Source organism: Ruegeria sp. Ofav3-42 (assembly GCF_022347725.1).
Classification (GTDB): Bacteria; Pseudomonadota; Alphaproteobacteria; order Rhodobacterales; family Rhodobacteraceae; genus Ruegeria.
Genome location: NZ_JAKRGB010000009.1, coordinates 99,449 through 125,876, shown reverse-complemented (window position 1 = coordinate 125,876; position 26,428 = coordinate 99,449). Strand labels below are relative to the sequence as shown.

36 protein-coding genes, 1 tRNA gene and 2 pseudogenes are annotated in these 26,428 nt (G+C 57.6%); 15 read left to right on the top strand and 24 right to left on the bottom strand.

Annotated features, from left to right (window positions below; translation table 11 throughout):
- The first annotated feature begins 8 nt into the window (after window positions 1-8).
- Together MHN28_RS14600 and MHN28_RS14595 are read left to right on the top strand one after the other, a co-directional pair.
- Window positions 9-740, top strand: coding sequence for an SDR family NAD(P)-dependent oxidoreductase (locus MHN28_RS14600; protein WP_239342723.1), 732 nt, complete (start codon window positions 9-11; stop codon window positions 738-740).
- Window positions 737-1,471: an SDR family NAD(P)-dependent oxidoreductase gene (locus MHN28_RS14595; RefSeq protein ID WP_239342721.1), complete on the top strand. Its 735-nt coding sequence runs from the start codon at window positions 737-739 to the stop codon at window positions 1,469-1,471. Before MHN28_RS14600 ends, MHN28_RS14595 begins: the two co-directional genes overlap by 4 nt.
- Before the next feature lie 9 nt (window positions 1,472-1,480).
- On the opposite strand, the gene MHN28_RS14590 is transcribed toward MHN28_RS14595, so the two are convergent.
- Genes MHN28_RS14590 through MHN28_RS14575 form a run of 4 tightly spaced genes read right to left on the bottom strand, consistent with a single transcriptional unit; the run spans window position 1,481 to window position 5,953 of the window.
- Entirely contained in the window at window positions 1,481-2,821 is a 1,341-nt protein-coding gene (locus tag MHN28_RS14590) for an FAD-binding oxidoreductase (RefSeq protein ID WP_239342719.1), read from the bottom strand.
- On the bottom strand, window positions 2,818-4,314 hold the full coding sequence (locus tag MHN28_RS14585) for an aldehyde dehydrogenase (RefSeq protein ID WP_239342717.1): 1,497 nt from the start codon (window positions 4,312-4,314) through the stop codon (window positions 2,818-2,820). The genes MHN28_RS14590 and MHN28_RS14585 overlap by 4 nt, the downstream gene beginning before the upstream one ends.
- Window positions 4,315-4,317: 3 nt before the next feature.
- Window positions 4,318-5,235, bottom strand: coding sequence for a dihydrodipicolinate synthase family protein (locus MHN28_RS14580; RefSeq protein WP_239342715.1), 918 nt, complete (start codon window positions 5,233-5,235; stop codon window positions 4,318-4,320).
- Window positions 5,236-5,242: 7 nt separating this feature from the next.
- Complete coding sequence (locus MHN28_RS14575; protein ID WP_239342707.1) at window positions 5,243-5,953, bottom strand: GntR family transcriptional regulator; 711 nt, start codon at window positions 5,951-5,953, stop codon at window positions 5,243-5,245.
- Between the two features lie 138 nt (window positions 5,954-6,091).
- Here MHN28_RS14575 and MHN28_RS14570 point away from each other — a divergent pair, with 138 nt between their 5' ends.
- Window positions 6,092-7,042, top strand: a complete 951-nt coding sequence (locus MHN28_RS14570; RefSeq protein ID WP_239342705.1) for a GlxA family transcriptional regulator — start codon at window positions 6,092-6,094, stop codon at window positions 7,040-7,042.
- 388 nt (window positions 7,043-7,430) lie between these two features.
- The gene (locus tag MHN28_RS14565) at window positions 7,431-7,934 is read left to right on the top strand and encodes a hypothetical protein (RefSeq protein ID WP_239342703.1); all 504 of its coding nucleotides are present in this window, start codon (window positions 7,431-7,433) and stop codon (window positions 7,932-7,934) included.
- A gap of 514 nt (window positions 7,935-8,448) precedes the next feature.
- On the opposite strand, the gene MHN28_RS14560 is transcribed toward MHN28_RS14565, so the two are convergent.
- The 20 genes and pseudogenes from MHN28_RS14560 to MHN28_RS25040 form a co-directional block, all read right to left on the bottom strand.
- Window positions 8,449-8,522 (bottom strand) — tRNA-Thr (locus tag MHN28_RS14560).
- Complete coding sequence (locus MHN28_RS14555) at window positions 8,519-9,604, bottom strand: tyrosine-type recombinase/integrase (protein ID WP_239342701.1); 1,086 nt, start codon at window positions 9,602-9,604, stop codon at window positions 8,519-8,521. The genes MHN28_RS14560 and MHN28_RS14555 overlap by 4 nt, the downstream gene beginning before the upstream one ends.
- A gap of 219 nt (window positions 9,605-9,823) precedes the next feature.
- Window positions 9,824-10,615, bottom strand: coding sequence for a DNA adenine methylase (locus MHN28_RS14550; protein WP_239342691.1), 792 nt, complete (start codon window positions 10,613-10,615; stop codon window positions 9,824-9,826).
- Window positions 10,616-10,628: 13 nt separating this feature from the next.
- Window positions 10,629-10,994 (bottom strand): hypothetical protein, encoded by a 366-nt coding sequence (locus MHN28_RS14545; RefSeq protein ID WP_239342680.1) that lies wholly within the window; start codon window positions 10,992-10,994, stop codon window positions 10,629-10,631.
- Window positions 10,995-11,005: 11 nt separating this feature from the next.
- Complete coding sequence (locus MHN28_RS14540; RefSeq protein ID WP_239342669.1) at window positions 11,006-11,188, bottom strand: hypothetical protein; 183 nt, start codon at window positions 11,186-11,188, stop codon at window positions 11,006-11,008.
- A gap of 12 nt (window positions 11,189-11,200) precedes the next feature.
- The gene (locus MHN28_RS14535) at window positions 11,201-11,398 is read right to left on the bottom strand and encodes a hypothetical protein (RefSeq protein ID WP_239342659.1); all 198 of its coding nucleotides are present in this window, start codon (window positions 11,396-11,398) and stop codon (window positions 11,201-11,203) included.
- 12 nt (window positions 11,399-11,410) lie between these two features.
- Complete coding sequence (locus MHN28_RS14530) at window positions 11,411-11,599, bottom strand: hypothetical protein (protein WP_239342657.1); 189 nt, start codon at window positions 11,597-11,599, stop codon at window positions 11,411-11,413.
- A 13-nt stretch (window positions 11,600-11,612) separates the two neighbouring features.
- Window positions 11,613-11,867 (bottom strand): hypothetical protein, encoded by a 255-nt coding sequence (locus MHN28_RS14525; RefSeq protein ID WP_239342655.1) that lies wholly within the window; start codon window positions 11,865-11,867, stop codon window positions 11,613-11,615.
- 8 nt (window positions 11,868-11,875) lie between these two features.
- Entirely contained in the window at window positions 11,876-12,079 is a 204-nt protein-coding gene (locus tag MHN28_RS14520; RefSeq protein ID WP_239342653.1) for a hypothetical protein, read from the bottom strand.
- Window positions 12,076-13,176: a phage Gp37/Gp68 family protein gene (locus tag MHN28_RS14515; protein WP_239342651.1), complete on the bottom strand. Its 1,101-nt coding sequence runs from the start codon at window positions 13,174-13,176 to the stop codon at window positions 12,076-12,078. Before MHN28_RS14515 ends, MHN28_RS14520 begins: the two co-directional genes overlap by 4 nt.
- Window positions 13,177-13,178: 2 nt before the next feature.
- Window positions 13,179-13,451 (bottom strand): DUF2312 domain-containing protein, encoded by a 273-nt coding sequence (locus MHN28_RS14510; protein ID WP_239343070.1) that lies wholly within the window; start codon window positions 13,449-13,451, stop codon window positions 13,179-13,181.
- A gap of 162 nt (window positions 13,452-13,613) precedes the next feature.
- A pseudogene (locus MHN28_RS14505) lies at window positions 13,614-13,799 on the bottom strand (DNA translocase FtsK); the annotation flags it as partial.
- Between the two features lie 8 nt (window positions 13,800-13,807).
- Window positions 13,808-14,086, bottom strand: coding sequence for a hypothetical protein (locus MHN28_RS14500; RefSeq protein WP_239342649.1), 279 nt, complete (start codon window positions 14,084-14,086; stop codon window positions 13,808-13,810).
- On the bottom strand, window positions 14,083-15,672 hold the full coding sequence (locus tag MHN28_RS14495) for a DNA cytosine methyltransferase (protein WP_239342648.1): 1,590 nt from the start codon (window positions 15,670-15,672) through the stop codon (window positions 14,083-14,085). The genes MHN28_RS14500 and MHN28_RS14495 overlap by 4 nt, the downstream gene beginning before the upstream one ends.
- Before the next feature lie 325 nt (window positions 15,673-15,997).
- The gene (locus MHN28_RS14490) at window positions 15,998-16,348 is read right to left on the bottom strand and encodes a hypothetical protein (RefSeq protein WP_239342637.1); all 351 of its coding nucleotides are present in this window, start codon (window positions 16,346-16,348) and stop codon (window positions 15,998-16,000) included.
- Window positions 16,348-16,698, bottom strand: a complete 351-nt coding sequence (locus tag MHN28_RS14485) for a hypothetical protein (RefSeq protein WP_239342635.1) — start codon at window positions 16,696-16,698, stop codon at window positions 16,348-16,350. The genes MHN28_RS14490 and MHN28_RS14485 overlap by 1 nt, the downstream gene beginning before the upstream one ends.
- A 570-nt stretch (window positions 16,699-17,268) precedes the next feature.
- Window positions 17,269-17,784: an acyl-homoserine-lactone synthase gene (locus MHN28_RS14480; protein WP_239342609.1), complete on the bottom strand. Its 516-nt coding sequence runs from the start codon at window positions 17,782-17,784 to the stop codon at window positions 17,269-17,271.
- 121 nt (window positions 17,785-17,905) lie between these two features.
- On the bottom strand, window positions 17,906-18,523 hold the full coding sequence (locus tag MHN28_RS14475; protein WP_239342607.1) for an autoinducer binding domain-containing protein: 618 nt from the start codon (window positions 18,521-18,523) through the stop codon (window positions 17,906-17,908).
- A gap of 223 nt (window positions 18,524-18,746) precedes the next feature.
- Window positions 18,747-18,869 carry a hypothetical protein gene (locus MHN28_RS24855; protein WP_255733085.1) on the bottom strand — a complete coding sequence of 41 codons (123 nt, stop codon included), beginning with the start codon at window positions 18,867-18,869 and terminating at the stop codon, window positions 18,747-18,749.
- Window positions 18,870-18,887: 18 nt separating this feature from the next.
- A pseudogene (locus MHN28_RS25040) lies at window positions 18,888-19,016 on the bottom strand (helix-turn-helix domain-containing protein); the annotation flags it as partial.
- Window positions 19,017-19,498: 482 nt separating this feature from the next.
- Between MHN28_RS25040 and MHN28_RS14470 the strand changes: the two are divergent.
- The 11 genes from MHN28_RS14470 to MHN28_RS14420 all read left to right on the top strand — a co-directional run bounded on the left by MHN28_RS14470 (window position 19,499) and on the right by MHN28_RS14420 (window position 26,421).
- Complete coding sequence (locus MHN28_RS14470) at window positions 19,499-20,341, top strand: hypothetical protein (RefSeq protein WP_239342605.1); 843 nt, start codon at window positions 19,499-19,501, stop codon at window positions 20,339-20,341.
- Window positions 20,334-20,846, top strand: a complete 513-nt coding sequence (locus MHN28_RS14465) for a DUF1937 family protein (protein WP_239342603.1) — start codon at window positions 20,334-20,336, stop codon at window positions 20,844-20,846. The genes MHN28_RS14470 and MHN28_RS14465 overlap by 8 nt, the downstream gene beginning before the upstream one ends.
- Window positions 20,843-21,106 (top strand): hypothetical protein, encoded by a 264-nt coding sequence (locus tag MHN28_RS14460; protein ID WP_239342601.1) that lies wholly within the window; start codon window positions 20,843-20,845, stop codon window positions 21,104-21,106. The genes MHN28_RS14465 and MHN28_RS14460 overlap by 4 nt, the downstream gene beginning before the upstream one ends.
- A complete protein-coding gene (locus MHN28_RS14455; protein ID WP_239342581.1) occupies window positions 21,106-21,873 on the top strand; it encodes a DNA methyltransferase in 768 nt (255 codons plus the stop codon). Before MHN28_RS14460 ends, MHN28_RS14455 begins: the two co-directional genes overlap by 1 nt.
- The gene (locus tag MHN28_RS14450; RefSeq protein ID WP_239342579.1) at window positions 21,870-22,256 is read left to right on the top strand and encodes a hypothetical protein; all 387 of its coding nucleotides are present in this window, start codon (window positions 21,870-21,872) and stop codon (window positions 22,254-22,256) included. Before MHN28_RS14455 ends, MHN28_RS14450 begins: the two co-directional genes overlap by 4 nt.
- On the top strand, window positions 22,253-22,621 hold the full coding sequence (locus tag MHN28_RS14445; protein WP_239342577.1) for a hypothetical protein: 369 nt from the start codon (window positions 22,253-22,255) through the stop codon (window positions 22,619-22,621). The genes MHN28_RS14450 and MHN28_RS14445 overlap by 4 nt, the downstream gene beginning before the upstream one ends.
- On the top strand, window positions 22,618-23,367 hold the full coding sequence (locus tag MHN28_RS14440; RefSeq protein WP_239342575.1) for a hypothetical protein: 750 nt from the start codon (window positions 22,618-22,620) through the stop codon (window positions 23,365-23,367). Before MHN28_RS14445 ends, MHN28_RS14440 begins: the two co-directional genes overlap by 4 nt.
- Entirely contained in the window at window positions 23,364-23,981 is a 618-nt protein-coding gene (locus MHN28_RS14435) for a hypothetical protein (protein ID WP_239342573.1), read from the top strand. The genes MHN28_RS14440 and MHN28_RS14435 overlap by 4 nt, the downstream gene beginning before the upstream one ends.
- Before the next feature lie 218 nt (window positions 23,982-24,199).
- Window positions 24,200-24,784, top strand: a complete 585-nt coding sequence (locus MHN28_RS14430) for a hypothetical protein (protein ID WP_239342571.1) — start codon at window positions 24,200-24,202, stop codon at window positions 24,782-24,784.
- Window positions 24,785-24,790: 6 nt separating this feature from the next.
- Window positions 24,791-25,477: a hypothetical protein gene (locus MHN28_RS14425; RefSeq protein ID WP_239342568.1), complete on the top strand. Its 687-nt coding sequence runs from the start codon at window positions 24,791-24,793 to the stop codon at window positions 25,475-25,477.
- A 155-nt stretch (window positions 25,478-25,632) separates the two neighbouring features.
- The gene (locus MHN28_RS14420) at window positions 25,633-26,421 is read left to right on the top strand and encodes a hypothetical protein (protein WP_239342565.1); all 789 of its coding nucleotides are present in this window, start codon (window positions 25,633-25,635) and stop codon (window positions 26,419-26,421) included.
- Window positions 26,422-26,428 lie beyond the last annotated feature (7 nt).

The window sequence follows — 26,428 nt, the reverse complement described above, 5'->3', positions numbered from 1 at the left end:
AGCAGTTCATGGGATTCGAAGGAAAAAATGCTCTGGTCACGGGCGCCGCTGGTGGGATCGGAGCTTCACTCGTACAGCGCCTGCGCGCCGCCGGTGCGCGGGTTGCCGTTGCCGACCGTTCGGTCGATGGGATCGAAGCCGAGGCGCATCTGCCCGGTGATTTGCTGGATGCGACGTACGCCGATGCCTTGCCGCAGAAAGCTGCGGATGCGCTGGGCGGGCTGGATATCGTCGTCAACAACGCAGGCGTCATCTCACGCGGCGCAGTCACCGACACCTCGGATCAGGACTGGGCGCTGTCGCTGGGCGTAAATGTCGAGGCCCCGTTCCGCATTTGCCGCGCGGCAATTCCGATCATGGCGGCCAATGGGGGTGGAGCAATCGTCAACACGGCTTCCTGCTGGGGGCTGCGCCCGGGCCCGAACCACGCCGTTTATTGCATGACCAAGGCGGCCATAGCCTCTCTGACGCAATGTATGGGGATGGATCACGCGCATCAGGGTATCCGCATAAATGCCGTTTGCCCGAATGAGGTGAACACGCCAATGCTGCGGTCCGGCTTTGCCAAACGCGGGTTCGACCCGGATACTGCGGTGGCCGAACTGGGTCAGACCGTACCGCTGGGTCGTATCGCCGAACCTGAGGATATCGCGGACGTGATCCTGTTTCTGGCGTCGGACGCATCGCGCTATGTTTGCGGCGCGTTGCTGGAGGTGAACGGAGGCAAGCCGGTATCATGACCCGTTTTGAAGGCAAAACCGCCCTTGTCACCGGCGGGCGCAGCGGGATCGGCCGGGCCATTGCCGAGCGGCTGCGCAGTGACGGCGCCCGTGTTCTTACTGCTCAACGCGGTGAGGACCCGAATTTCGAGGGTATCGAAGCCGATTTCAGCAACCCGGACAGCCCGAGTTCGGTTGTTTCGCAGGTTATCGAGAGGGCGGGGCGGTTGGATATCCTCGTGAACAACGCGGGTATGATGCAGGAAGCCTCAGTCGAAGAGATGAGCCTGGATGACTGGCAACGCAATTTATCGGTCAACCTGACAGCTCCGTTTCTGCTGATAAAGGCCGCCCTGCCTCATCTGCGTCAATCGCGCGGTTCCATCGTCAATATCGGATCAATCGAAGGGTTGGGCAGCAATCCCGGTCACGCCGCCTATTGCGCGACAAAGGCGGGGCTGCACGGCCTGACGCGCTCCGTCGCAGTGGATCATGGGGGCGACGGCATCAGGTGTAACGCCGTGGCCCCGGGTTGGATCGACACCGAGCTGAACATGGACTTTATCAAAGCACAGCCGGACCCGGACGCATTTCGTCGCGATATCGGACATATCCACCCCGTGGCGCGGACGGGCCGACCCGAAGAGGTTGCCGCTCTGGTCGCGTATCTTGCGTCTGAAGACGCCAGTTTTATCACCGGGCAGGTCTACACGGTAGATGGCGGTCGTATGACAAAGCTCAGCCTGCCTTAACCGGCAGGCTTACTCTTTACCGGAACGCCATTCCTTCCAGATCAGATAGCTGTTCGCACCCAATGACGCGAAAGGTTCGGGCGGAAGGCGCGGCGGCATCGGTTGAGCCAGGAAATGATCGGCGATGTCCGATCCGCCTTTCGTGAGCAGCTCTGCCACACCCATGCCCTGCAACGTACCGCGGGCAATGCCCAGACCGTTCTGGCAGCAGGCGGAGAACACGCCGTTTTCCAGTTCCCCGAACGCGGTTGACCCATTCCTGCTGAGACACAGCATACCGGCCCAGCGGTGTTCCATCCGAACATCGGGCAGGTGTGGGAACCGTTCGCGGAACTTGCGGTCATGCACCCAACCCGCATTGCGCAATCGCATTGGGCTGGTCTCGATCGTCGGGTGGAAGCTGGAGCATGTGCGGATCAAAAGACGGTCGCCGTAGCTGCCCGAGATACGCCGGACCGACGTGCCCATCGGATCCGCCGGTGTGACGGACCACCGGGGCAGGCCGCCGAGCGTTTTTATCTGCTCGGGCGTCAGCGGTTCGGTCATCGACGCATACAGGCAGATGTGCATCAGGCGGTGTTCAAAAAAACCAAAGCTCTCAAGGTGGCCGTTGTTTGCCAGAATGATACGGCCCGTCGACGCTTGCGCGTCGCGGGTTTTCACAAGCCACCCTGACCCCTGTTTTTCGAATGCGGTCACTGGCGAGTTTTCAAAAAGATCGATCTTCTCGGCCAAATGCGACGACAGCGCTCGCACGTATCCGGCAGGTTGGATCATGACCGTTCCGGGTGCATAGAGACCTGATGTGTAATGCGGGCTGCCGGTGATCTCCTGCATCTGCTGGCGATCGTAAAGCGTGTAGGGTTCTCCCAACTGCTCCAGATGCTGGGCGAATTCGCGGTTGTGACGGTCTCCGGCCCGGGTGGCTGCGGCGTTGAACTTGCCGCAGGGGTCGAAGGTCTCATCCGTCAGGTCACAGTCGTGGGCAACGTCAGTCGCAAATGCGATGGCGCGGCGGTTCAGGGCAATGGTCGCCCGATCTGCCTCTAGCCCGTCACCGGCGTAGTTATCTGACGCCAGATCGTGCGGCAGATCGATCATGAAGCCCGAGTTTCGCCCGGCCGAGCCTTCGGCAAAGCGCCCGGCCTCCAACAGGACGACCTTTAGCGTCGAGTCGAGTTGCTGCAACCTGCGCGCTGCGCTGAGGCCAGCAAACCCACCGCCGACAATCGTGATGTCGGCCGTGGTGTTTTGCTCGAGCCGTGGGAGGGTAGGCTGCGGCGGCAGGATGGCATTCCATCCCGCCGGTCCTGTCTGCCGGGGCAGCCGTTTTGCGGTAAAGGCGGTCAATCGACCGCCTCGTCGGCGTCGTCGGCCAGATCGATCCAGATGGTTTTCAGCTGGGTGTACTGGTCATGCGCATGGACCGAGTTATCGCGCCCGCCAAAGCCGGACTGTTTGTATCCACCGAACGGCGTTGTGATGTCGCCCTCGCCAAAGCTGTTGACCGTCACGGTGCCCGCTCGTATCGCCCGTGCACCACGGATGGCACGTTTGGCGTTGGCGGTGAAGATCGACGCACACAGTCCGTATTCGGTGTCGTTGGCGATCTTGATGGCTTCGTCAAAACCCGAAACCTCGATCACCGACAGAACCGGGCCAAAGATCTCTTCCCGCGCCAGAGTGGCGTCGTTGCCGGGGACTTCGACGACGGTGGCTTCGACAAAACCTTTGTCCGCCTTGCCGCCGATCACCACATTCTCGGCCTGATCCAGATAACCGCAAACCTTGTTGTAGTGGCCTTCGCTGACCAGCGCTCCCATGCGGGTTTCCGGGTCCAGCGGGTTGCCGATGTTCCAATGTTTTGCGTGATGCGCGATGCGCTTCAGCAGTTCTGCTTTAACGTCTTTGTGTACGATTAAACGGGACGAGGCCGAGCAGTTTTCGCCCATGTTCCAGAATGCGCCATTCACGACATGTGCAGCCACACGGTCGAGGTTCTCCGCGTCGTCCATAACGATCGCCGGGTTCTTGCCGCCCATTTCAAGCACCACTTCCTTGGCGTTGCTTTCGGCAGAATAGGTCAGGAACCGTTTGCCGGTCATGGTCGATCCGGTGAAGGACACCATGTCGATATCCATGTGCCGCCCTATGGGCTCGCCCACGTCAGCTCCGTCACCGGGGACGATGTTCAACACGCCACGCGGCAGACCGGCCTCCATCGCCAGTTCGGCGAGGCGCAGCGCGGTCAGCGTGGTTTCCGCCGCCGGTTTGACTACCACTGAGCAACCTGCGGCGAGAGCTGGTCCGATTTTCCACGCCAGCATCAGCAGGGGGAAGTTCCACGGCAGCACCAGCCCGACAACACCGATCGGTTCGCGCACCACCATTGCAATGTGATCATCGCTGGCGGGCGAAACCTGATCATAGATCTTGTCGATCGCCTCGGCGTGCCATTTCAGGCAGTGGATCGTTTCGGGCACGTCCACGGTTTCGCAGTCGAAGATGGTTTTGCCGCTGTCGATGCTCTCCATCACCGCCAGTTCGCGGGTGTTGCGGGTCATCAGCTTGCACAGGCGGATCAGCACGTCCTTACGGTCCGAAGGATGCAGTTTCGACCAGCGGCCGTCGTCGAACGCCTCACGCGCCTTTTCAACAGCGAAGTCTACATCCGCCGCGCCGCAGGCGGCTATGTCAGCCAGCTTTTCACCGGTCGCCGGGTTCACGGTCTCAAAGGTCTCACCTGAGATCGCCGGGCGGTACGCGCCGTCAATAAAAGCGCCGGTGGGCAGGGTCAGGCCTGCGGCGATGGATTTGTATTCGTCCTGTGTCAGCAATTCCATGCCTTAGCCCTCCGCCACGATATCTGCGATTGTCTTTTTCAGCACGCGCGTCACCTGTTCCAGCGCGCGCTTGTCGTCTTTGTTCAAACCTTTCAGCGGGGGCCGCATCGCGCCCGCGTCGATGCCGTTCATGGTCACGCCATGTTTGATGGTCTGGATGAATTTGCCACCCTGTTCCAACACTCGCATCAACGGCATCATCGCGGACATGATCCGGCGGCCTTTGGCGAAGTTCCCTTCGATCACGCAGGCCTGATACAGCGCCACGTGCTCGGCTGGCAGGAAGTTCGACCCGCCGCACACCCAGAACGGCGCGCCCCATGCGAAAAACTCCAGCGCCTGATCGTCCATGCCGCAACCCAGCTGGATATGCGGATAGTCCCGCGCCAGCAGGTGCACTCGGTTGATATCGCCCGAGCTTTCCTTGATGCCGCAGAAATTCCGGCTGCGACCTACACGGTCGAGGAACTCTTCACCCATCATCGTGCCGGTGCGATGCGGATAGTTGTACAGCATCACTGGCAAGTCGGCGGCCTTGTCGATAGCCAAGGCGTTCAGCGCGTTTTCACGGTCGGTGGGCACCGAATAGGGCGGGCTGGCGAGCAGGATGGAATCCGCGCCGATCTCACGCGCGCCGGACGCCAACGCAATCGAATCCGGTGTCAGCATTGCGCCAGTGCCGACGACCAGCGGCAGACGGCCCTTCAACTGGTCATGGGTGAACTTCGCCAATTCCAGCCGTTCCTCGACGGTCTGGGCATAGTTCTCGCCGGTCGACCCGCCGGAGATAAGGCCGTGCACGCCGTTCTTGATCAGGTGCTCGATCACCTGCGCCAGAGCGTCCCAATTCACGCTGCCATCGGCGTAATAAGGCGTGACTACAGGGGTATAAATCCCCTCAAATTTGAAAATGGGGTTCATTCCGTCCTCATGCAGGTTTCGAAAGGGGTGGGGTGCCCATTGGGACATCCAGCGCGTCAGGCATTACAAACATTTCGATCTGATCGCGCGACAGGTTCCAGTGATCCACGGCCAGTTGCGCGGCCGTGGCATCGTCGCGCGCTTCAATGGCCGTGATGATGGCGTCATGTTGTTGGCTGGCCAACGAGAGGTTGTCAGACATTTCGGTCGATTGAGGCCGGTAAAAGGTCATGCCGATCCGAGCGTGGTCAATCAGCAACCGGTTGAACGAAGGCAACAAGTAGACATTGCCTGACATCTCACCGGTAACATCGTGAAAGCGGTTATTGGCCAGCGCGCGGTCTTCGCCTGATCCCGAACGCAACGCGGCTTTGAACGCTTGTTGCGCGTCTTTCAGGTCATCAATCTGCGCTTTGGTCGCATTCAAAGCGGCGAGCCGCAGGATTGCGCCGTAGACCATGGGTGCGGCCAGAAAGAAATCGCGCAGCGTGGTATAGGACATTTCGGACACCCGGGCGCTGCGGTTGGTGCGCAGATCCAGATAGCCTTCGCCGGCCAATTGACGAAACACTTCGCGCAACGGCGTGCGGGACAGACCGAAGGCGTCCGACAAATGGGCCTCGTCCAGATCCGCGCCGGGTTGCAAGCGCAGGGTCAGGATTGAGACTTTCAGATGCTCCATCAATTCAGCTTTGCGGGACTTGGCGTCGTCTTTCATCCGTTCCTCCAACGGTCTTGGAGCGAATCGTACTGGCTACTCCGTGCATTCTCTGTATGCTAAGAAAATACAACTTGTATACATAAAAAAATCGTGCAGCATAAACCATCGACCAGATCCAGCCGAACGGGACGCCCCATGCGCCAACCCAGCCACATGACTTTCATCCTGATTGAGGAGTTCTCGCACCTTGCATTTTCGTGCGCGGTAGAGCCGCTGCGTATTGCCAACCTTGTCAGCGGCGAAGACTTGTATGAATGGTCATTTGTTTCTGAGCATGGCGAACAGGCGGTCTGCTCCAACGGGTCGGTGACCTTGGTCCATGGTGGGTTGGACGCGTTGCCCAAAACCGATCAGTTGTTCGTGCTTTCGGGCATTCATATGCGTAACCACGTCTCGCGACCCTTGCTTGCGACCTTGCGGCGCGAGCGGGCCCGTGGAACCGCCATCGGGGCCTTGTGCTCGGGCGCTTGGCTGCTGGCAGAGGCCGGTTTTCTGGACGGGATGCAGGCCGCTATCCACTGGGAGTACCATGATGCTTTTATGGAGGCGTTCCCGGAAGTGAATTTGGTTCGCAGTGTCTTTGTAGCGGATGAAAAGCACATTACCGCCTCGGGTGGGACGGCGACTGCGGATTTGATGCTGCACTTGATCGAGCGTGACCACGGCGAGGAACTGTCCGTCGCGGTTGCTGACCAGATGGTCTATAACGCCGTGCGCAATGCCACGGCCAAGCAGCGCGTGTCTCTGCAATCGCGTAACGGAATGCGGAATGCGCATCTCGCTAAGGCCATTCACATCATGCAGGACTGCATCGAAGCACCCGTGTCTCCATCTGAGATTGCCGAGGATCTTGGCATTTCGACGCGTCAGTTGGAAAGGCTGTTTGGCAAGTACCTCAACACCTCGCCCAAAAAATACTTCATGGAATTGCGGCTGGAGCGCGCGCAGAAACTGCTGTTGCAGACAGAGGCTTCGGTAACCGAGGTCGCCATGGCCTGCGGTTTTGAGAATCCAGGGCATTTTTCGCGCGTGTACAGATCAAGCTTTGGTGTGACGCCGCATGCGCAAAAGAACAAGATAGACTGATCGCTGAGGACGGGGGGAGCGTCTCTGTCCAAAGGCGAGCCTGGCCGGACAGGCGCTCACCCCCTGGTCCTGCTTCGTACCCCCTCGTTAAAACTGTACTGGTAAACTGGTCAGCAGGATTAGGTATTCATAGATGCGGAAATGGGCATAACTTTTACAAGATCGTGTCAGATATGTGTGCGTTTTAGCTAAATCCTTAATGTTCGCCCCAACTCACTGGTTGACCGAAAGACGGAAAGCAGGCCATTTAGTAGGATCAAATTTGTTGGACCAGATTTTGAAAGTGGCCAAAAAAGCAATTGAAACAGGAAAACCTGGCCGTAAATCGCAATCAGGCGATGCGATCAGTTTTCATATCTTCATCACGTATTAACGATGGAGGACAGCAATGCACCTGGAGACCGGTAATTCAGAATTGCGCCCCGCTCATGATGCCGCCGTACTTGCAAATCGTGAGCGTCAGATTTGCGAAGCAGCCGAGTTGGGGAAAGCCGCCTTTGCAGAGCTGACCAGTGCTGTGAATTTCGAGGCTGACACGCGTGGGTCAAAAGCCCGGGTTTTCAGGGTTTTCCGCTGGTATTTCCTGTCGGCGTATTGCACGCGGATGCTGAGTGACGCGACACATCGGCTGGAACATCATACGTTGCAGGTCTCGATGGATGTTTTCAGCGCGGTCAGGATGTCGCTGTCGGATTCCGAGGTTGAGGTATCAATGGCGCTGGTTGGGGAAGACGTGACCACCCCGGCCGCCGCGTATTCGAACAAGGTTGGGCGCCGAGGGCACTCGGCCGGATGGATTGCGGCAAAGCTGCAGGAACAGGGTCGGGAAATTCCTGCGGAAATCAAAAACTCGCTTACCGGTGCTCTGTCTGCGTCGGTTCCCAGAATCTGACGCACAACGCACGGCCTGTTTGAATCACGCGTCTCGTGATTTCATCAGGGGTATTTCAATACGACGATCAGATAGCCAATTTGGAAGGCGGATCAGCCAGTCCGATCTTATGCCGGTCAGGAGCCTGCAGAATGCAATGGTAAACCCAAGACGACTATCACGGATTGTGCCATTGCGGCGTGTAATCTGATCCATTCAGACGCGAAGACGTCGATTGGAAAATAATCGAACAGCTTGTCGGCGATCGCCATCCTATGCGACCAAATACACAACAGGAGTTATGCCTGAATGATCGTTGCAAATGCGATGACGCAAGCCGGTGGAACACCATTCAACCCGCACAGGTAGCTTCGGGTCGAGGCGAAGACCCGTTAACGCGTGATGGGCGACCGCAAGAAACATCGTAAGATCCTAGATCGCATCGACCCAGTCGAGCCTTCCGCCAGCAGGACTGTCGGGATGGCGATGTCCGGCGCTCTGCCGAGCAGCGCATACTTTCACCGAAAGGATTGGATGGTGCTGCTGGAGAGAATTGAACTCTCGACCTCTCCCTTACCAAGGGAAAATAGAAACACCAAATTCCCTTACTTTTTCAACCTCTTGACCCGCTTTGCGTTCAGCGGTTGTACGGCCCCTGTACGAATCCGGTCTCTCATTTCGCGGTCATCGCCTTCCACATGGGCATAGATTTTGTCCGGCAGCGCCGGGTTCGACCAGCGTCCCGCCTTGGCGGCTGTGACCGGATCGACGCCCTGGCGCACCCGCAATTCGGTGTAGAACCCGTGCCGCCCTGCCTGGTGCGGGCTGAGATAGTCGACCTCGGCAGCTTTGCAGGCCGTGCGCAGCGCAGCGGTGAAGCCGGATCGATCCGCATAGCCAAACATGCGCCTGGGCAGCTTGTAGTGGTGGCGGCGGTTGTGCGGCGCTCTGGGCTTGAGATTGGCCATCGTCACCACCAGCGCGGTCGAGATGGAAACCCACTGTTCCGGGTGGCCTTTTGAGGCGATGATCTTGACGCGCCCGTTTTGCAGATCGCAGTGCTTCGGCTCAATCGCCACCAGTTGCGAGACCCGCACACCGGTTTCGAACATGAATTCCAGCCCTGCCGCCACATACGGATTGGCATGCGGCTGGACGGCCCTGATCCACTCCCAGCTTCCCGCCTTGCGTTCGGGGCGGCTTTGCTTGCCGCGTATCTTGTCCTGATCGATGCGCTGCTGCGACGTGAAGGATCGGATTCGGATCGGGTGGCATTTGCCTTTGTCGTGGGCGTTGTTGATTACGGCAGAGACAGGGGTGATGATCTGGCGGTGCCACGTGTCGGTTGAGGCTTTGGGGTAGATCACCGGGCCAAGGTCGCGGACCTGACCGGGCGTGATCTTGTGAACAAATTCATGGCCGATCTGTTCGACAATCGGGATCAGGAACTTGGCCTCGGCGGGTTTGGCCTTGTAGAGCATCACCGCATCGGCAAAGGTCAGCGCCGCTTCTTCTCCAAGGACGTGACAACGGATCTGCCTTTCCTCTTCGGCCCTGATCCAGTCCCTTGCGCCTGCTTCTGTAGATGCGCCAGAGCTGCACCGGTAGTAGTCTGTAATGGCAAGCCCGTTGTATTCGATCCGGCCCTTGACCCACCAGACCTTGCCCCGTTTGTAGGCTTCGAGCGGCATAAGCAATTCTCCAAAATCAAATTCAACTGTTCAGGTGTGATAATCATGGCCCGCCCAATGATATGGCAAGCTTCGTGTTTGCGGGCTTTTTCCCGCAGGCTGCGCGGGCTGATGTCGATGCCACGTTCGGCCAGCAGCTCGCACCACTGTTCCGGCGACTTGCCGTTGTCGATGATAAACGATCCGGTCGGGGGCATCATGGACATGGGGTCGGTTCCTTCAACACATGGTCGCAAACAGATCATCTGCGAAGTTCATCCACAGAATTTCCGTGCGTTCTCCTGCGCGATCCGCGCGGGTTTTGATTTCGACGCGCCGCCAGCCTGACAGGGCGGTGTCATACAGATCAGACGCATAGCCGCTCAGAACCACATGGCCCTGCAGGCCCTGCAAATCGTCCAGCAGTTGGCTATGCTCATCGACCGTCATTTCGTGGCGGTAGTCGCTGCCCTTGTCGCGTGTTTCCGGCAGATAGGGCGGGTCAACATAGTGAAGCGTGGTTGGTCCATCGTTGGTCCGCATCACGTCAATCGCTGGGCGCTGTTCAATGACCACGCCGCGCATCCGTTCCGCTGTGCGCTGCACGGCCTCTGGCAGCGTTTGCCACAGGTGGACGGGTAGCGTACCGGCACGCATACCAGCTCCACGAAATCCGGTCTTGCGATGAATGCCGGATGATCCATGTCCGAAGTGCGACCGGATCAGCACGCGGCGGGCGCGTTCAAGGTCTGAATCGCATTTCTCGTAAGATAGCTGGTGTTCGGCGCGGGAAAATGGCGTCAGGGCGATGGCCTCAGCCAGCGCGGCCGAGTTGTCCCGCAAAACCCGAAATAGCGTCACCATATCCCCGTCAAGATCGTTGTAGACTTCGAGGCGCGACCGGACCTTGGCCAGCAACACGGCAGCGCCCCCGCCGAACGGTTCGACATAGGCATCATGACCGGGAAACAGGCTGGTGATCTTTTCAGCCAGCCGAACTTTTCCGCCGTGGTATCTAACAATAGCGCCCAATTCAGATTTCCCTCTATGCACCCGCTTCGACTTCGGCGGGTGACTTCGTAGTGAGTGATAGCATTTCGCTGATTGCCCGGATGTCCTGGTCCGAGGGTTCTTCTGCCAGAGAAACAGACAGGGCTTTCGGGTTGTCCGCGTCGCGGCCAACGCCGAGAACGCGCAGGGCGCTGTCAAACAGGGCGCACGGCCAGCGCATCAGGTGGTGCTTGATGGCCATTCCGGCGCGCGCTGCGGCCTCGCAATGGGCCTTGTCCTTGCCGTAGGTCACGACATGCTCATAGCCATCGTTACCGACCTTGCGCGCGACAATGATGACCTGATCCCAGCCGCGCTTTTCGGCGATGTCTCGGGCGTCCTTGATGGGCAGTTCTGGCATAATGATTCCTTTCAGATTGCGTCAGGTTCGAACTCGTCGGGTGCGCCGCAGTTGCTGCAATTCCCGTTTTCAAGCTCGGCCTCGTATTCGTCCCATTCGGAGTCGTCGCCGAAGTGGAAATCAGGTTTCAGAAGGTCGCCGCAAAAGTTGCACCAAAAGCCTTGAGCATTGCGGCTGAACCAGTCTCCGGGCATGCGCTGGCTCCTTTAACGTTGCTCAGTCGCAGGGTCGGCTTGTGCCGTGTCGTCATCGTCGGGCAGGTAAACCGTCAGCCCCCACAGAACGGCAAGGCCGACAATTGCGAACCCCAGAGCTTTGCCAAGGCCTTCTGCGAACCCATACAAACCCGCTTCGGTTGGGCTGCGCACGGTTTTCACCGTGTGTTTAATGTCAAGTTCGGCCATCGTGTTTCCTTTCTATGCGAGCGCTTCGTAGGCGGCTTCGCGTGGGTCGTGTTCCTGCCAGTCGGTTGCTGATTTCCATTCGTCCGGAACGCGCTCATCCAGCGGAACAGAGCGGTTTTTCCAAAACTTCTTTTTTGGTTCGCTGGTCCGAAATATTGCGGACCTGACATGGCAGATTGATTTTGCGTCTTCGTATGTCATCGGCTCCGGTTCCCTATTGTTTGGTTTCGGTCGCTTCGAGCAACGCGGCTTCGGCGATATCCATCACCTGATCCAAGACAGAGTGCATTTCTTCGGGTTTGAGATTGATGATGTGGCCAGCAACAGCGGCGGCGGTCATCAGGGCGACGAAAGGCTGGCGCGGATCGGAGCCGTTGCCACCGAATAGTTCTCTGGCTTGATGCGCCAGCAGCAATGAAACATCCTTGATGCCGAGTGTTTCACCGTTTTCCTTGGGGCTTGCCATCATGGTTCCCTCTATGCGTTTGTGTTGATGTAGGCTTTGCGGCGGTTGTCGTACCGGACCCAATCCGAATGCTTGGCCTGAAATTTGGTCAGGTCGTGTCCGGCTGACTGTGGTGAGCAACCGAATTTCTCGACGATGTGGCTGCGGTTAATGAAGCCGTAAATCCGCAGCATTTCGCCAATCCAGTTCTGGCGCTGTTCGGCGTACCAGTTCATGCCGCGACCCTCTCGGGCATCTCGTTCCATTCCCGGCCATCCAACAACCGGCCAGCGGCTTTCTTGCTGGTGCGGCGCATCAGGCATACGCGTTCCCCGTGAAAGCCGATTCCGCCTGCAAGGTTCAGGATCGACCAGCCGTCACGGTGCGCTTTCGAGTAGTTCGCGCGCCAATCAGGATCGTCCCTGTCGCGGTCAATCTCGACAGTCCATGCCCCCCATTGTTTGAAGAAAAACGCGGTGCCAGCGGCCTTGCACTGGTCGCGCAGGCTGCGCACCCAATCCGGATGCATGGCACGCGCGTTCGGGCCGCTTTCGCCGCCCACAATGACCCAATCAATTGCCGCGCCGAACTGGGATCTCAGATAGCCGCTTTGCGTCCCCTCGACCTTTTCGCCTGACAGGGCATCAAGCGTGTCGCCCACTGCCCGCAGGCCAGGATACTTGCCCGGGCCAAGTGACAGCAGGCTCAGATAGACCGGCCCGAGCAGCGGCTCTGCACTGATGAAGCGGATCGCGGCGGGCGTGGCCAGCAGCTCGGGAACGCGTTCGTTAGCACGCTTCTGATCCTCGACCGACACGCCCAGCCAGACGTTCGGCAGGGGCATATTTTTGAGCGCGTGGATTACGTCACCCTGATAGTGCTTGGGTAGTTCAACACCTAGAATGCGGTTCCAGATGCGGTTGGGGGTGCGTAAGTCGTTCAAGTACGCCCGCATCCGATCTGCGCGCTTGGTCAGCACCTGAAACGTGTGCTGCGGGCAAAGCGCCATCACGGCAAACACCCGGTCAATCCATTCGTCCGGCATATCCTCGTGGAACAGGTCGCCCATGCTGTTGACGAAATAGGTGGTGGGCGTCTTGCGCTTGAGCGGTTCCAGCAGGGCTTTTTCCACTAGGGCCAGTTTGCCGGTAAACACCGGCTTGCCGTTCGCCAGCTTGGCGGTGCCGTGGTATTGCGGTGTCTTGGGGTTCTTCGACATCCGGTAAGCCGTGCGCATGGCGTAGCAGTTTGTGCAGCCGGGGGACGCCAGACTGCAGCCCACAACCGGGTTCCATGTCCGTTCGGTCCATTCGATCTTGGTTGGGCTGCTCATAATCACATCCCCAACGCTTCGGTGTACATGTCCAGAACGGCCTGTTCTTCGGCGATATCGTCTTTGTCGCGCTTGCGGAGGGCGATCACCTTGCGCATGATTTTGGTGTCGTAGCCGCGCGCCTTGGCCTCGGCCATCACCTCTTTCTGCTGTTCGGCGATGTCCTTCTTTTCCGCGTCCAGGCGCTCAATGCGTTCGATGAATGAGCGCAGTTCGGCGGCGGTGACGCGATGGGCCTTATCCTTGGCCTCATCAAATTCCGGGTCCGGTTTCATTGATGGCTCGGCTGGGGGTGCCCCGAAGCCGGGTAGGCTTTGGAAGCCTTTGGTCAGCGCGTTCAGGATCATTTCGGTCTTGTCTGCGCCAACCGCGTCCATCAGGTCATCGCGCAGCCGCAAAACCTTTACGATGTCTTCGGGGCCGTTCACATCACGTTTGCCCACGTTGTCAGGGGTTGAAACGATGGCCAGTTTTTCCATGCGCTCAATCAGCTTTGCGGCGCGGTTGTAGCCGATGGCCAACTTGCGCTGGATAAAGCTGGTCGAAGCCTTCTTTTCTTTCCACACGAGTTGCACGGCTTGGCGAAACAGCAGCTCGTCATCTGACTTTGCGTTATCAAGCATGGTGGCTCCTATCTGGGGGCTGCGATTTTTCCGGTCCATGCGTCGAACTCGGTGCGCAGGATCTGGAATTTCTGTTGGGCTGCGCTGTCGGTGGACAGTTCGCGGCGACTGTTGATCCGGCAGACTTGGCGCAGGTATTCGGCGGCTGCGCTGGCGCTGAACGTCTCGGCGGGTGCGCCACAGCGGGTGGCTGCGAAGCGCTGAAACCGGGGATCATTGCACAGAATACCAGCCTGTTTCTGAGGCGGCATATCGGCAAAGGTGTTGGGTCGTGGGTGAAAGCTCATGCGACACCAGCCTTTTCCAGCAGATGGCCGCAATTGGCGCTGGCCAGCGCGGCGGCGATAGGCGGCGGGACGCTGTTGCCGCACATGCGGGTTTGCTCTTTCTTGGTCATGGCTGACCCGTCAGCGCCCTGATCAATGTTGTAGGTGTCGGGGAAGCCTTGTGCCCGGAACTGTTCGCGGGCAGTCAGCATCCGCATACAGATGTCGGTAATGGCGTAGGTCGAGCCGTTGATTTCGACCGTGATCAAGCCAAAGCGGTCTTTGGTGGTCAGGGTGTGCAGCGGGTCGGTCAAACGCGGATCTTGTTCCGTGCCATAATACTTGTGCAGAAACGCGGCGACCAAGGCCCCGTGGCCACCGCCTGCGCATATGGTCGGGTGCGGGTCGTTCAAGTCCCGTGCGCTGCGCCCTGTGCCGTGCATGTTCATCAGGTGCGCCGCAACGATCTGTTGTTGCGCGCCGGTCGTCGTCAGCGTCGACAGCGGCGCAGTTGCGGGCCTGCCTGACAGATTGGCGTTGTTCGGCCCCGCATTGTGCTGGGCAAGGAATGCGGCCACCAAGGCGTGTTTTGCCCCGCCTGCAACCATCGTACCAATTGGCTTATCCAGACCGGGGACGCGCGGTGCCTGGCCCTTTCGTTCCCCGTAGCCGGTCTGAACCAATGTCGGCACCACGAGCGCATTCTGGTCCTTGATGCTGGCCGTTACCGTGTGGAGCGGGTCAGACGGCGAACGGCTTGCGCCACCGTGTTGGCCATAGGTGACAAAAAAAGGATCTTTGGCATCGATGACATAACGCTGGATGCCGCGTGCGATGCGCTTCAGGGTGTTCACAGCAAGTGGTCGTTTGGGCGGGTGCTGGCCGTTCGCCTTGCCCCATTCCTTGGCTTGATCTGGCGTCAGGAAGATGGACGGGCACGGGACTGACCAGTCGATGATTTCCGCTGCTGAGCGCCACGGCAAAAGCTTCCCGCTCTTCACCGCACGGCTGTCGGGTTTGCCGTGGGTCGGTGCGGGCCAAACAATCGGGCGACCGTCGCGGCGGGCGACCATAAAGAACCGTTTGCGGATCGTAGGTGCGCCGTAGTCGCAGGCGCGTAGTTCGCGCCATTGGACCTTGTAACCGGCGTTGCGCAGGCGTTTGACCCACAGTTCATAAGTAGTGCCTTCTAGGCCGTTGATGGGCTTTCCGGCGTCACAGATTGGACCCCACGTGCGGAACTCTTCGACGTTTTCCAGCAGGATCACATCCGGTTTCGCCTGTTCGGCCCATTTGACAACCACCCATGCCAGATCACGGATGTTGCGGTCCCGAGGTGCGCCGCCTTTGGCCTTGCTGAAATGCTTGCAGTCCGGGCTGGCCCACAGCAGGCCAACATGACGCCCCTGTGTCACGTTCAGCGGTTCCACGTCCCAGATATTGCTGTCCAGATGGATCGTTTCCGGGTGATTGGCTTCGTGCATGGACAAGGCGCGAGGGTCATGGTTGATCGCGACATCGGGGCTGCGGTCCAGCGCCAATTCAATGCCGGTGCTGGCACCGCCGCCACCGGCAAAGCTGTCGATGATCATTGGGCGGCAGCTCATTGGCCACCTTGTCCAGTTTTTGATCTGAAAGTGATGAGCCACAAGAGGCAAAACGTGAAAGTCACGCCGCTGAGAAAGGCGAGAGTAAGTGCAATCCAAATGGTCATGATAAGGTCTCCGTTGAAGTAAAAAGTCCGTCCACGGGGTTTGGCTGCGCAGATGGGCCTTCGTTACCGTGAGCGGCATTTGTGCGCGTTCCCGTGGCGGACGTGGCCCACCGACGAATTCGGGAAAAGGGACCGGGGACAGCGAGCAGTGCGCCCCCGGTCAAGTGACCGGCCATACAGGTGCCGGTGAGGGAGAAAACGGATTTGGCCGTCATAGGTCAGGCCCGTCCTGCTGCCGCGCGGGCGTTGGCGATTTCCTCGGCGTGGTTGCGCGGGGCGGGAAACGGCACAAAGGGGACCACCGATTTCAGCGGCGGCATGCCGTGACACTGGCGGTGTGCCGCCTTGGTCCAGTTGCGGATTGCCTCTTCCTCGGACACGCCCATGGCGCTGACGCCGTGCAGGGCAATTTCCATCACGTGGCTGGCCCATGTGTCGCCGGTCGGCGGTGCAACATATGTGCCCCCGGTTGCGATCACCTCATTTTCAATGGCAACCTTCCGCCCTTCGGTGTCCAGGCATTCGAGGTTCAGGAGGAACGCGGTCAGGTGGTCGTTAAGCAGGGCCATCACGCGGCCTCCGATTTAAGGGAAGCAATGCGTAGAAGCCGATTGAGTACCAGCGTGTTTGAAAATAGTGTGGCGGCATGAATTGGCTTACGCACTACATTCAGCACAAAAACCGACATGGGGCTTGGGTGATTGAGCAGGAAGACGGAAGTGGTCGCTTTACGATCCGCTTTGCCCCACCGATCCTGAGCAAAAAGGGAGTGGTTCTGGGGAACACCAAAACCGCCGACTTTGCAATCTTGATGCTGCGTGCTGGCGAGACGCGGCACCCGTATGAGATCAATCCCGCTGAGTGCGCGCTTCCTGAAAGCATCGAAGATTGGGATGTTGTGGAATACCCTAAGTTTCATCCGTGGTCTCCGTCCTGTCAGTAGGAGACTGATGGGAGTGCTCTTTTAGATACTCAGCGGCGGCAAGCAGGGTTTTCCCAAGCTCATAAGCGCTGCAAGAATTGAGCAAGATTGGGACTACAGTGACGCCATCAGCTTGGCTGGCGAGCGTCAGGTCAAGCTCCAGATTTTTGACAATCTGCCCTCGGACGTGTCGGTCTAGGTGATATCCGATAGGCGTCTGCAATTCAGTAAATTCGAGACCAGAATTTTGCATCATGCGCACCCCGCCTTGCCCGGTAGGGCGTCGATCAGGATCAAGGGGGCTGGCTTGGTCTGGCCGATCAGGATTGCGCGGGCCTGCACTTTGGTGCGAATTCGGTGTGCCGTCGTCACTTTGCACGGATCAACCGGCAAGGCGTTTCTGCAGATGCACCGGCAGTCAAGTGTTGTCGGTTTGAATTCTTGCTCAAAGGGGGGTTGCTGTTCGTTGTTCTTCTTACAACCCATGGGCGAGCGGAAACGTGCAAACATGGTGAACCTCTCAATTTATGAAAGGTTCAATATCACCTTAAAAGGTGATAAGCAACGCTAAAGTTGCAGAGGCATCTCCATTACACAAATGCGTTTGCCTTCGTTGTCGAAGCACTTCGGGCCAATTCTGAAGGTTGGAAGGCCAGCACTGGAAAGCCATCGTGTAAAGGCTGGGGGCATAAGGGCGATAAGTTTAGCGGCCCCGGTATCCTTTGCCGCCGTTGCTAACGCTTTGGCGTTTTCGGAAAGTGCCGCATTTCTGTCCCCGCTCGAAAGGTCTGGGTCGGCGGTGAAGCGGGTAGCTTCCCACACGTCATGGCGCGTTGTTGGGTTGTCGATAATGTCTTCTGGAATTCCATCCAGACGGCCAAGAGCGGCGTCGCGTATCATGTAGGACCATCCACCACTTTCGAAGTTGCAAGGATTGATGCGCGATGCGGCGACGGGCTTTCCGTCGTTGTGGGTAATCGCGTAAATAGTGTTAGGGTTGTCGTACTGGTCCCACTCTACAGATGTGTTATGGGGGATAGACCAATGGTTCTGATCAACGAACAGCCGCTTGCGCAGTTTCAAATGCTCCCACCAAAGCGGGCCATGCTCGTGAATGTTTGACCAAGTTAAAATGCAAGTCTGCAAGATCGCCTCCGGGTTGAATCGTCGGGGCGATGCTGACACTAAACTAGACGAATGTCCCTTAGCTTATTGGGTGAAACGTTATTCCTGCACGTGCGCAAATGTTTACGACCACCATAAAGCTATTCACGCCTAGGTGGCGTTGGATATGAAGTTTCCTTTGCTTTATGGCGTCTTCGGAAACTTCGAAAATCTCTGCAACGTTCTTTCCCCTGTAGCCGTTTGCAAACAGGTAAATTAGGTCTTTCTGAGCGTCAGAGAATTGCTCCGCCCTCAGGGCCAGACTGTCCAGGTGAAGCGTTCTCACTTCGCGTTCGATCATTTTTCGCTTGGCGTCTGAAAGTGGCTCGTCGCACGCAATGCCAGCAATGCAGCGGTTTCCGCCAATGTCTTGTGAGACGACGACGCCCTGTGTAAGCCCGAAGTCATGCGCAGCCCCGGTGAAGCTGTTTTTGCGTGGGTTAAGCTCGGGCCAGTCAAGCAACCCGGTGTTTCGAATTCCCGTTGAGATAACGGGATCAACAGCCATCCAGTTGTTCGAAAAGTACTCTGCCTGCCATTCCGGCGCATAGCTTGAAAAGACGTCCAAATTGCCGCCCAGAAAATCGCCTGCGCCTATGGCCATACCCCTGCTGGCAACGTCCAAAAGCTTGTCGGGTATCATGTCTTTCTGAATCATCTAACTGCCTAATATCACCTAATAAGGTGAGAATAAAACAATTGCACTGGACAATCAAGTTTAGGTTGTGCAGCTTGGCGGCAAATTACGGAAGTCGAGCAGGTTATTTGGATGCCAAATATAAAAAAATCCGCCAAGCAACAGTTGGCGGAGTTGGTAAGTAGGTTGGATGAAGGCGAGGCGAAGGCGTTGTTGGCTAAGTACGAAAAGCCAAAGGATTAACCTACTTTTCCGAGGTTAACCGCTCAAGTTCTTCCCGCGCCTCTTCTTCTGACATTTCTTCTATCAAAGCATAGAGCTTGTTCTTGGTATCAGAGAATGGGTTATCCGAATCCAGAACTGCCATGTTGTTGATTCCAACAATTTTGCAGATTCGATCTAGGGAGCTCCATCTAAGGGTTCGCGTTTCTCCTCTTAGGAACTTGTTAACTGTATTAATGGAAAGATCGGCATCGCGTGCAACCTGCGTGCCGTTGTACCCGTGGATAGCCATCCACGCAGTTAAGTTACGTCTGCGCTTGTCCCAGATGTCCATTAGTCGACTTCACCCCTCATATCTAACCCCATCTTTTCACCTATTAAGGTGAAAATGAATATCCCAAAAAGTTATCTGGACAAGAAACTATGGGGTGACTATAACCTTTTAAGGTGACTTTAAACACTTAGGGGTTACATAGTGTCACGAGCCAGTCCAAAAGTCGAGCAAGTTGTACCGGACGCTAGTTCCTTCAGGGAGTGGCTGACCGAAGTACTGCCGTTGATAGGCAGCAACGCTCACCGACTGGCTGTAGACGCGGGTGTTGCAGTCAATTCATGTCAGAAATTTCTAAAGGCGGAACAGGATGATCTGCGACTAACAACCGCAAGTCGCCTTCACGCCGAGGCTCTGCGTCAAGCAGGCGACAAAGGGGTAGAATTGCCCAAGGTGAAGCCGGGGGCATTTAGAGGGGCCGGTTCCGACGGTGGGGCGCAAGGATGACTGCGCCCGTCGGCTCCTTTTCGGTGAGTTCAGCGCTGAGCTTTTTCGAGTGCTTCAACGGCAACTGTCAGTTCCCGTGTCACCTCAAGCAAATGCTGAACTCCCTTGATGAGGTCGGCGGTGTCTTGATCGCCACTGTTTCCCGCTTTGGTTTGAGCGTTTTGCAGCGCGGCTTGGGCAATCACAAGGTGGCCTTCAATGTTTGCAAAATCAGTCATCTGGTACTTTCTTTTGGAGAGAGAAAAGTACGGGCGGCACGAGTGTCTGCCGCCCGCCTGCGCCCATCAAAGGGTCAAGAGCCTCAGCGCCTCATTGGCGGCGTTTGGATGCTCTTCACCCCGGAACACTTCGCCAACGCGGTTGGCGTTCGTTCCGAGCATTTGAACGATGTCTGTAAACGTTACGCCTTGCTGTCTGTAGATGTGGGCTGTAACAGCATCATCAAAATTCAACGCGCGCCGTTTGATCGCAATTACGTTGAGCTTGACACCTGTGATAGGGTGTTCAGAGAGATGGGCGAAACGCCCCTTGGAATATGCCATGGTTTCAAACCTCCTATGGCGTATGAGACCTTAGACGAGGGTCGAAATTCGTCTTCGGTCGGTTATGACGGTTCTTTGGATGAGACGCCGTCGTTATGTGCTGGGTCGGCGAATCATCGTCGATCCAGCAACACCAACTATATCTCCGCTGCATGGCTACCGGAACCACAAGATGTGCGGGTTAACCGCAATATTTTCAATTTATGTTGGATAAATAAGGGGTTACGCGCCGCTTTGGCGCGCCTTTGGCGCGTTTGCGCGTCGTTTTCGCCAAAATTTGGGACCGTTCATGTCTGACCTTGCCATGCCCTGCGTGCGCAACTGGTCGCACCCGTCCCTTGATAACTTCGCCAAGGCGGGGCTTTTCCACTACAGCAAATCGTTTTCGGACGTCGTGACTGCCTGTCGCGGGCGTCTTTGTTACCTCGCCACCCCTTACACCAAGGTCGCGGTTGATGCTGATGGCGCGTGGGACGCGTCCGCATCCCTTGAATGCGCTGTGCTTGCGGCGCGTTGTGCACGGGCATTGGCGCTGGAAGGTGTAACGGCTGTATCTCCGATCATTCAGGCGGCTGAAATGATCAACGCCGATATCATCAGCCAGGCATTGGACCCGCTTGACGGCGGCTTTTGGCTTAGATGGTGCTGGCCGCTGCTGAACAGCGCAGACGCCATCATTGTCCCTGATTTCGACGGTTGGGCGGAAAGCGACGGCATTTGGGCTGAGGTTCGCGCAGCCCTGACAACGAACCGCAGAGTGTTCCTGCTGGATCAATCTGAAATCTTGGGGGGCAGAGTATGAGCGATTTTGTCGGGCCGGTTTTGCCAGTTCGGGACCAAGAGGCCGAGGCGTGCCGCAGGTTGTGGTGCTACGTGCTGGTTCAAGCGGTCAAGCTCGCGACCGAGGTGCGCGAGGGTGATCATCCTGCAGAGCGTCGACATGCCCGCGCATGGTTCGGGACGCGTGACTTTTACAAGGTCTGTGCGCTGGCTGGTTTTGACGGCGATTACATCCTGCGCGGCTTCCGCGCCAAGCTGGCTGCGATGGGTGAGGTCGACTGATGGGCATCAGGCGCAAAGAGGTCATCGGAAACTGCCAGTTGATCCTTGGGGATTGCTTGGACGTGCTGCCCTATTACCGGGGCTATGCCGATATGATCTTTTGCGACGTAGCCTATGATCTGACCAAGGGTGGCAATGCGCATCAGTCGATGGGCGGTATCTTTTCCAAGGATCAGTATGCCAATGACGGCAAGCTGATGGAAAGCCCGGATTGGGAAGAGTTGGGCGGGCCGTTCTTCCGCGCCTGCAAGCCGGATGCTGACGCCTATATCATGGCTAATGACAAGAACCTGTTTCGCGCAGGTCTGGCCTTTGAGGGTGCGGGTTGGAAGTTCCACAACCTGCTGTACTGGAACAAGGTGCGCGCCACGCGGAACCGCTGGTACATGAAAGATACCGAGTTCACGATGTATCTGTGGAAGGGCAAGGCTGATCCGCAGGGCATCAATGATTGCGGGTCAAAGCAGTCCTTCACGCTGAACGCGCCTAAGATCACGGCACACCCGACCGAAAAGCCGGTTGAGCTGGGCGAACATTACATCCTGAATTCGACCCGCCCCGGTGATACGGTGATTGATCCTATGATGGGGTCGGGGTCGGCCATGGTGGCGGCTGTGCGCACCGGGCGCGCGGGGATCGGCATCGAGTTATCCGAAGAATGGTTCGATGTGGCCTGCTATCGGGTCGCAGCGGCGGTTGAGGCGCGCAAACACGAAACCCCGCAAAACGCGCCGCTGAGCGACCAAATGGGGGGTTTGAGTACATGACCCTCATATTACCCCATTCCACAAATGCGGTGGCACCGCATTTTGAACCTGAAGACTTGATGACCTTTGCCCATGGCGAACTGGTCGAATGGACCCCTTGGGAAAAGGGCATTTGTTTCAATCCGGGGTGCGGGCGCGTTTTCACGCCCAGCCGTGATTGGCAGGTCTACTGCTGCCCGAAATGCAAGGCGGCGGGCACAGCGGAAATGCGCAAGTGGGGCCATCGGATGGCTCTGTCAACGCTGATCTGGCGCATGGGGAAATACGAAAAAACAGACCCGGCGGTGCGGGGCGTGACCAATGCTGCGCGCCGCCACATTCAGCACGTCACATCAGCGTGGCTGGCTGATCGACAGGCAAGAGCGAGCGAGGTGATCCGATGAGAATTCAGACACGAACCGCCATCAATCAGTTGGTGGATGGTGGCCATTATTGGGCCAAGTTGCAGCACTGCACCTGGGGCGTTTGGGAATTCACCAAAGGCCGCATGCGCAGCAACAACGGCGCGCACTATGCCCCGGAGGAATTCGAGTGCATCGGCACGCGGATCTATACGCCCGAAGAGACGGATTCCTATGACGGCGAGATTGCCCGTTTGCGTGCGTCTCTGTCCGCCATTTCGGTTGAGGCCGCATATTCGGCGGACACGCTGGATGAGGCGCGTGAAAGCATCGCCAGCGTGGCGCGGATGGCCAACTTGGCGCTTGATCGCGACCCGCTCGCTGCGGCGGCAGGGGGTGCTTCATGAATGATGCGCCAGAGCGCGTGGTTATCCATCACGCAGACCAGATCAAAACCGATGGGACAAGTTGCTTGGTGTTCACTTCGGACGCGCCGCGCAACTTCAAGGCATCACAGACAGGATACATCCGCGAGGACATCTCCCCCGCTGCGGTGACGGTGAAGCCGCTGGAATGGAAGCCGCAACCAGACGGAATACAGTACTGGGGTGTTGGTCCGGGTGCTATTTTTGTGGTCCATGACTTCAACGAGATAGAGACTAGACCAGAGAAGCACTTCGAATATAGCGGCGATCCATATCAAACTCTGGATGAAGCCAAAGCCGCAGCCCAAGCCGACTATAAAAGCCGCATCCTCTCCGCCCTCACCCCTGCGCCTGTGGCCGATGTTTCAATCCTGACCATGAAGCTATCAGGCAACCGGAAAGAACATTGGGTGCGCATCACATACGATGGCCGCACGTTCGATGTGCGCAAGTATGACGGCGAACACCGAAACCGGGCAGAATATGAGCGCGACACGCTGCGCCATGTCCTTCTGGGTGAGCCAAAACCGGACCTGATGGACGGCAAGTACGCAGACCCGGAGCCTGCGCCTGTGGCCGCGCTCGCCAAAAGGGCGGCGTTCCCTAAGCGGTGCGAAGGGGGAGACGTTGATGCTTTCAATGGAGATTGCCTCTGGTGCGGTGCGCCGATGGGCGGAACCTGCCAAGAAGCCGCACTGCGCACTCTGTCTCAGGAGGGCCAGACATGAACGCCATGACGCCCGCCATTCAGATCGTGGATACCGACGATCTTGAAGACTACCCGATTTCAGCACATGACCGGCTGGACTCGCATTACTTCTTCCAGTGGAACCTGAAACGCTGGCGGGCCAGTACGTTTCGCCGCAAGGCTGATCCTGACGTGGGTTGGTATGGCTTTCAGTTGTTCTGCATCGCGCAGGACGAAACGCCAATTGGCACCCTGCCGGATGATGATGAGCAACTGGCCTATGAGCTACGTTTGCCGCTGGAAGAGTGGCGCAAGCTGATGAAGCGGGCCATCACGCCCCTACACAATTGGCATCGGGTCAAGTGTGATAACGGTGAAATCAGGCTGGCCCATCCGGTTGTGACCGAGGTGGCCGAAAAGGCGCTGGATTCCAAGCGTACCAATGCGGCGAAGAATGCCGATGAGCGGATGCGTAAGCGGTTGGATACGATCAGTCGTAACCTGGCTGAAAACATTCCGGGCGGTGCGCGAGTGGCCAAGAATGACGAGTTGGTCAACCGCATCAGCGATTGGATTGCGCAAGCCTATCCGGGCGGCAGTGCCACTGTGAAGCGCATTCAGGAGGCTTGGGAAGCGCTCTCTCAGCCCACTTAGAAACCGTGTCAAAACCTCCGACGGAAGAATTGAAAAAAACTGCGGAGGATTTGGGAAGTTTTGCGGAAGGTTTTGGAAGTTTTGATTTTTGCCGAAAACCGAGCCGCTGAAAGGAAAAGAGAAAGAAATGAAAAAGAAAAGACAATGCGGTTCCGCGCGTAAAAACCAGCGTTGAGACTGTGGATAAGTAGGGATTTGCTTAGAAAAGAGGGAAGGCAATGGACAGTGCAGAGCAGGCAAGGGGCGAAAAGCAGGTGATGGATCTGCTGATTGAACCATTACTAGCCCGTGGGTTGGGAAAGCCGCGCGGGTTCACGAAGCAGGCTGATTTTCAATTGATGGTGGCCAAGACGCTTTGTCCGAAGCTGGCATACATGACGCCTGTCAATCTGGCCGCGCTGGAAGAGCAGATCGCGGCGAACCCGGATGGAAAGGGCAAGGATCAGATGCCCATCCCGAATGAGATACTGCGACAGGCGGCGGATATTCAGGAACCCGGCGATGAGGCGTCACCGCTGCTACGTGCTGTGTTCGCCGCGTCGTTGGGTGCTGATGCATTGGCTGGCGATTGGGCACCGGAGTTGCGGCGTCATCTGAAAAAAGTCAATCGCAAGTGGCCGGTTGCAAGGGAAGTTGATGACATCAAGCGTGCCGCCTATCAGGCGCGGGCCAAGGCTGATGACATCAGGGCACGTCAGAATGCGGGTGAGTTTGTGTCAGATAGCGAGGTCCAGTGGCTGGCATCTCGGGATGCGGCGCGCAGAAAGTGCGAAGCTATCCGGTCTTTGGCGCTTGGGGGGTGACTGCAAATGATGCATGATCGCCATATTCAGGGCGCGCGGGTGGATGCGCCTCGCGCTGGCAAATCCGAGGTTGGAATCAAAGCGCTGTTGGAGTGGGCCTTTCAGCGTGAGCTTGCCAGTTTGGATTTTGATGAAATCGGCAATGCAGCCGGATACGTTGTCGGGGTCGATCCGATCTATCAATTGATGCAGCAGGCCGCGCTTGGGTGTCGGGTGCAGGGCGGCGGTCGATCCGAGCCGCACCATGACGCCGAGATTGTGGCATCGACGGTCGCGGCCTTGCCGGACTATTGCGGCGGTCGCAGGATGGCGCTTTTGATTGCGGAGTTGGCGCGGGCTGGTCAGGTGCCCGACTGGATGCCTGATGCTCAGCCAAGGTATTACCCAGCAGAAACGCACACAAACCGACACGGCACAAAGGCGAAAACAGAAGACGCCGCTAAGTTGGGCGGCACGGGGTGGGCTGCGCAACCAAGGCGGAACCGTAAAGGCGTGGTGGTTTATGACACGGTCAAGTATTGCCCTTGCGTGGTGAGGCCAACGGCAGTCGCAGTGGCGTGTTCGCGTCGGGCATATCTGGCTTGGTATGGTGCGCTATTGGATCTGCGGGCTGCGCTGCAAATCTCTCATCTGACATCATTCGTGGTCACTGATGAGATGCCGCCGAGAACGCCATGGAAAAAAACAGCTTGACGAAATTCTAGCTATCTTGACATATTGCAGTCACTCTACGTGCGCCCGAAGCGGAAAACCCGCTCCGGGCGTTTCTTGTTTCAGGAGTTCTTCCCAATGCAACTGGCCGGGGTAAATCCCGGCAACGAACCCCCCTCGGGCGCGTCCGTCGACTGGTGCGCTCCAACAGATCGGCTGCGGCGACGGGGCGGCTGATCACCTTCCTTCAGAAAGGTTTCAAGATGCGGCTTGGCGCGGGGTTGGTTCAGAGCGACTTGAAGAATGTTCTTGCTAACCTGAATGATGTCGAACGCAATCAGGTGCCTTTTGCCTCATCGCTGGCATTGAACTGGACGGGTGAAGAAGTCCTGGCTGAGAACCAAGAGCTTATGCGCAGGGTGTTTGACAGGCCGGTTCGGTGGACACTGAACGCATTCCGGCTGGAAAGATCAAACAAACGCAAGTTGTCGGCATCGGTAGAGCGTAAGTCCCTGCCGGGGCGAAAGTTCTACTTGGAAGTTGAGAGTGAAGGCGGGCCGCGTAAACGCACGGGTATTGAAAGCCTGATCATTCAGAACATGAACTATCGGGGGCGTGTTGAGGCCATAGTGCCAACAAAGAACGCCAAGCGGAACGCGGCAGGCAATGTGTCTCGTGCGCAGATGAACAGGATCGTCGCAGGTGTTAAGTCCCAAAGGAATGGCGGCGCGGCGGCTGCATCAACCGGGGCGCGCACTCGCAAGCGTGTTGGCTACTTCGTTGCACCAGCGGGTTCCAAGCTCAGTCCCGGTATCTACGAACGCAAGTCACGTGGCATTCGGAAGGTGATGGCCTTCAGTCAGTCAGCGCCGCGCTACAAAAAGCGGTTCCCGATGGAAGAGCGCGGGCGGCAAGTCGCGGTGCGGGTTTTGCCAGACAAAATGCGACGGGCGATGAAAGTAGCACTCAAATCCCGAAAGAAATAGGCGCGGG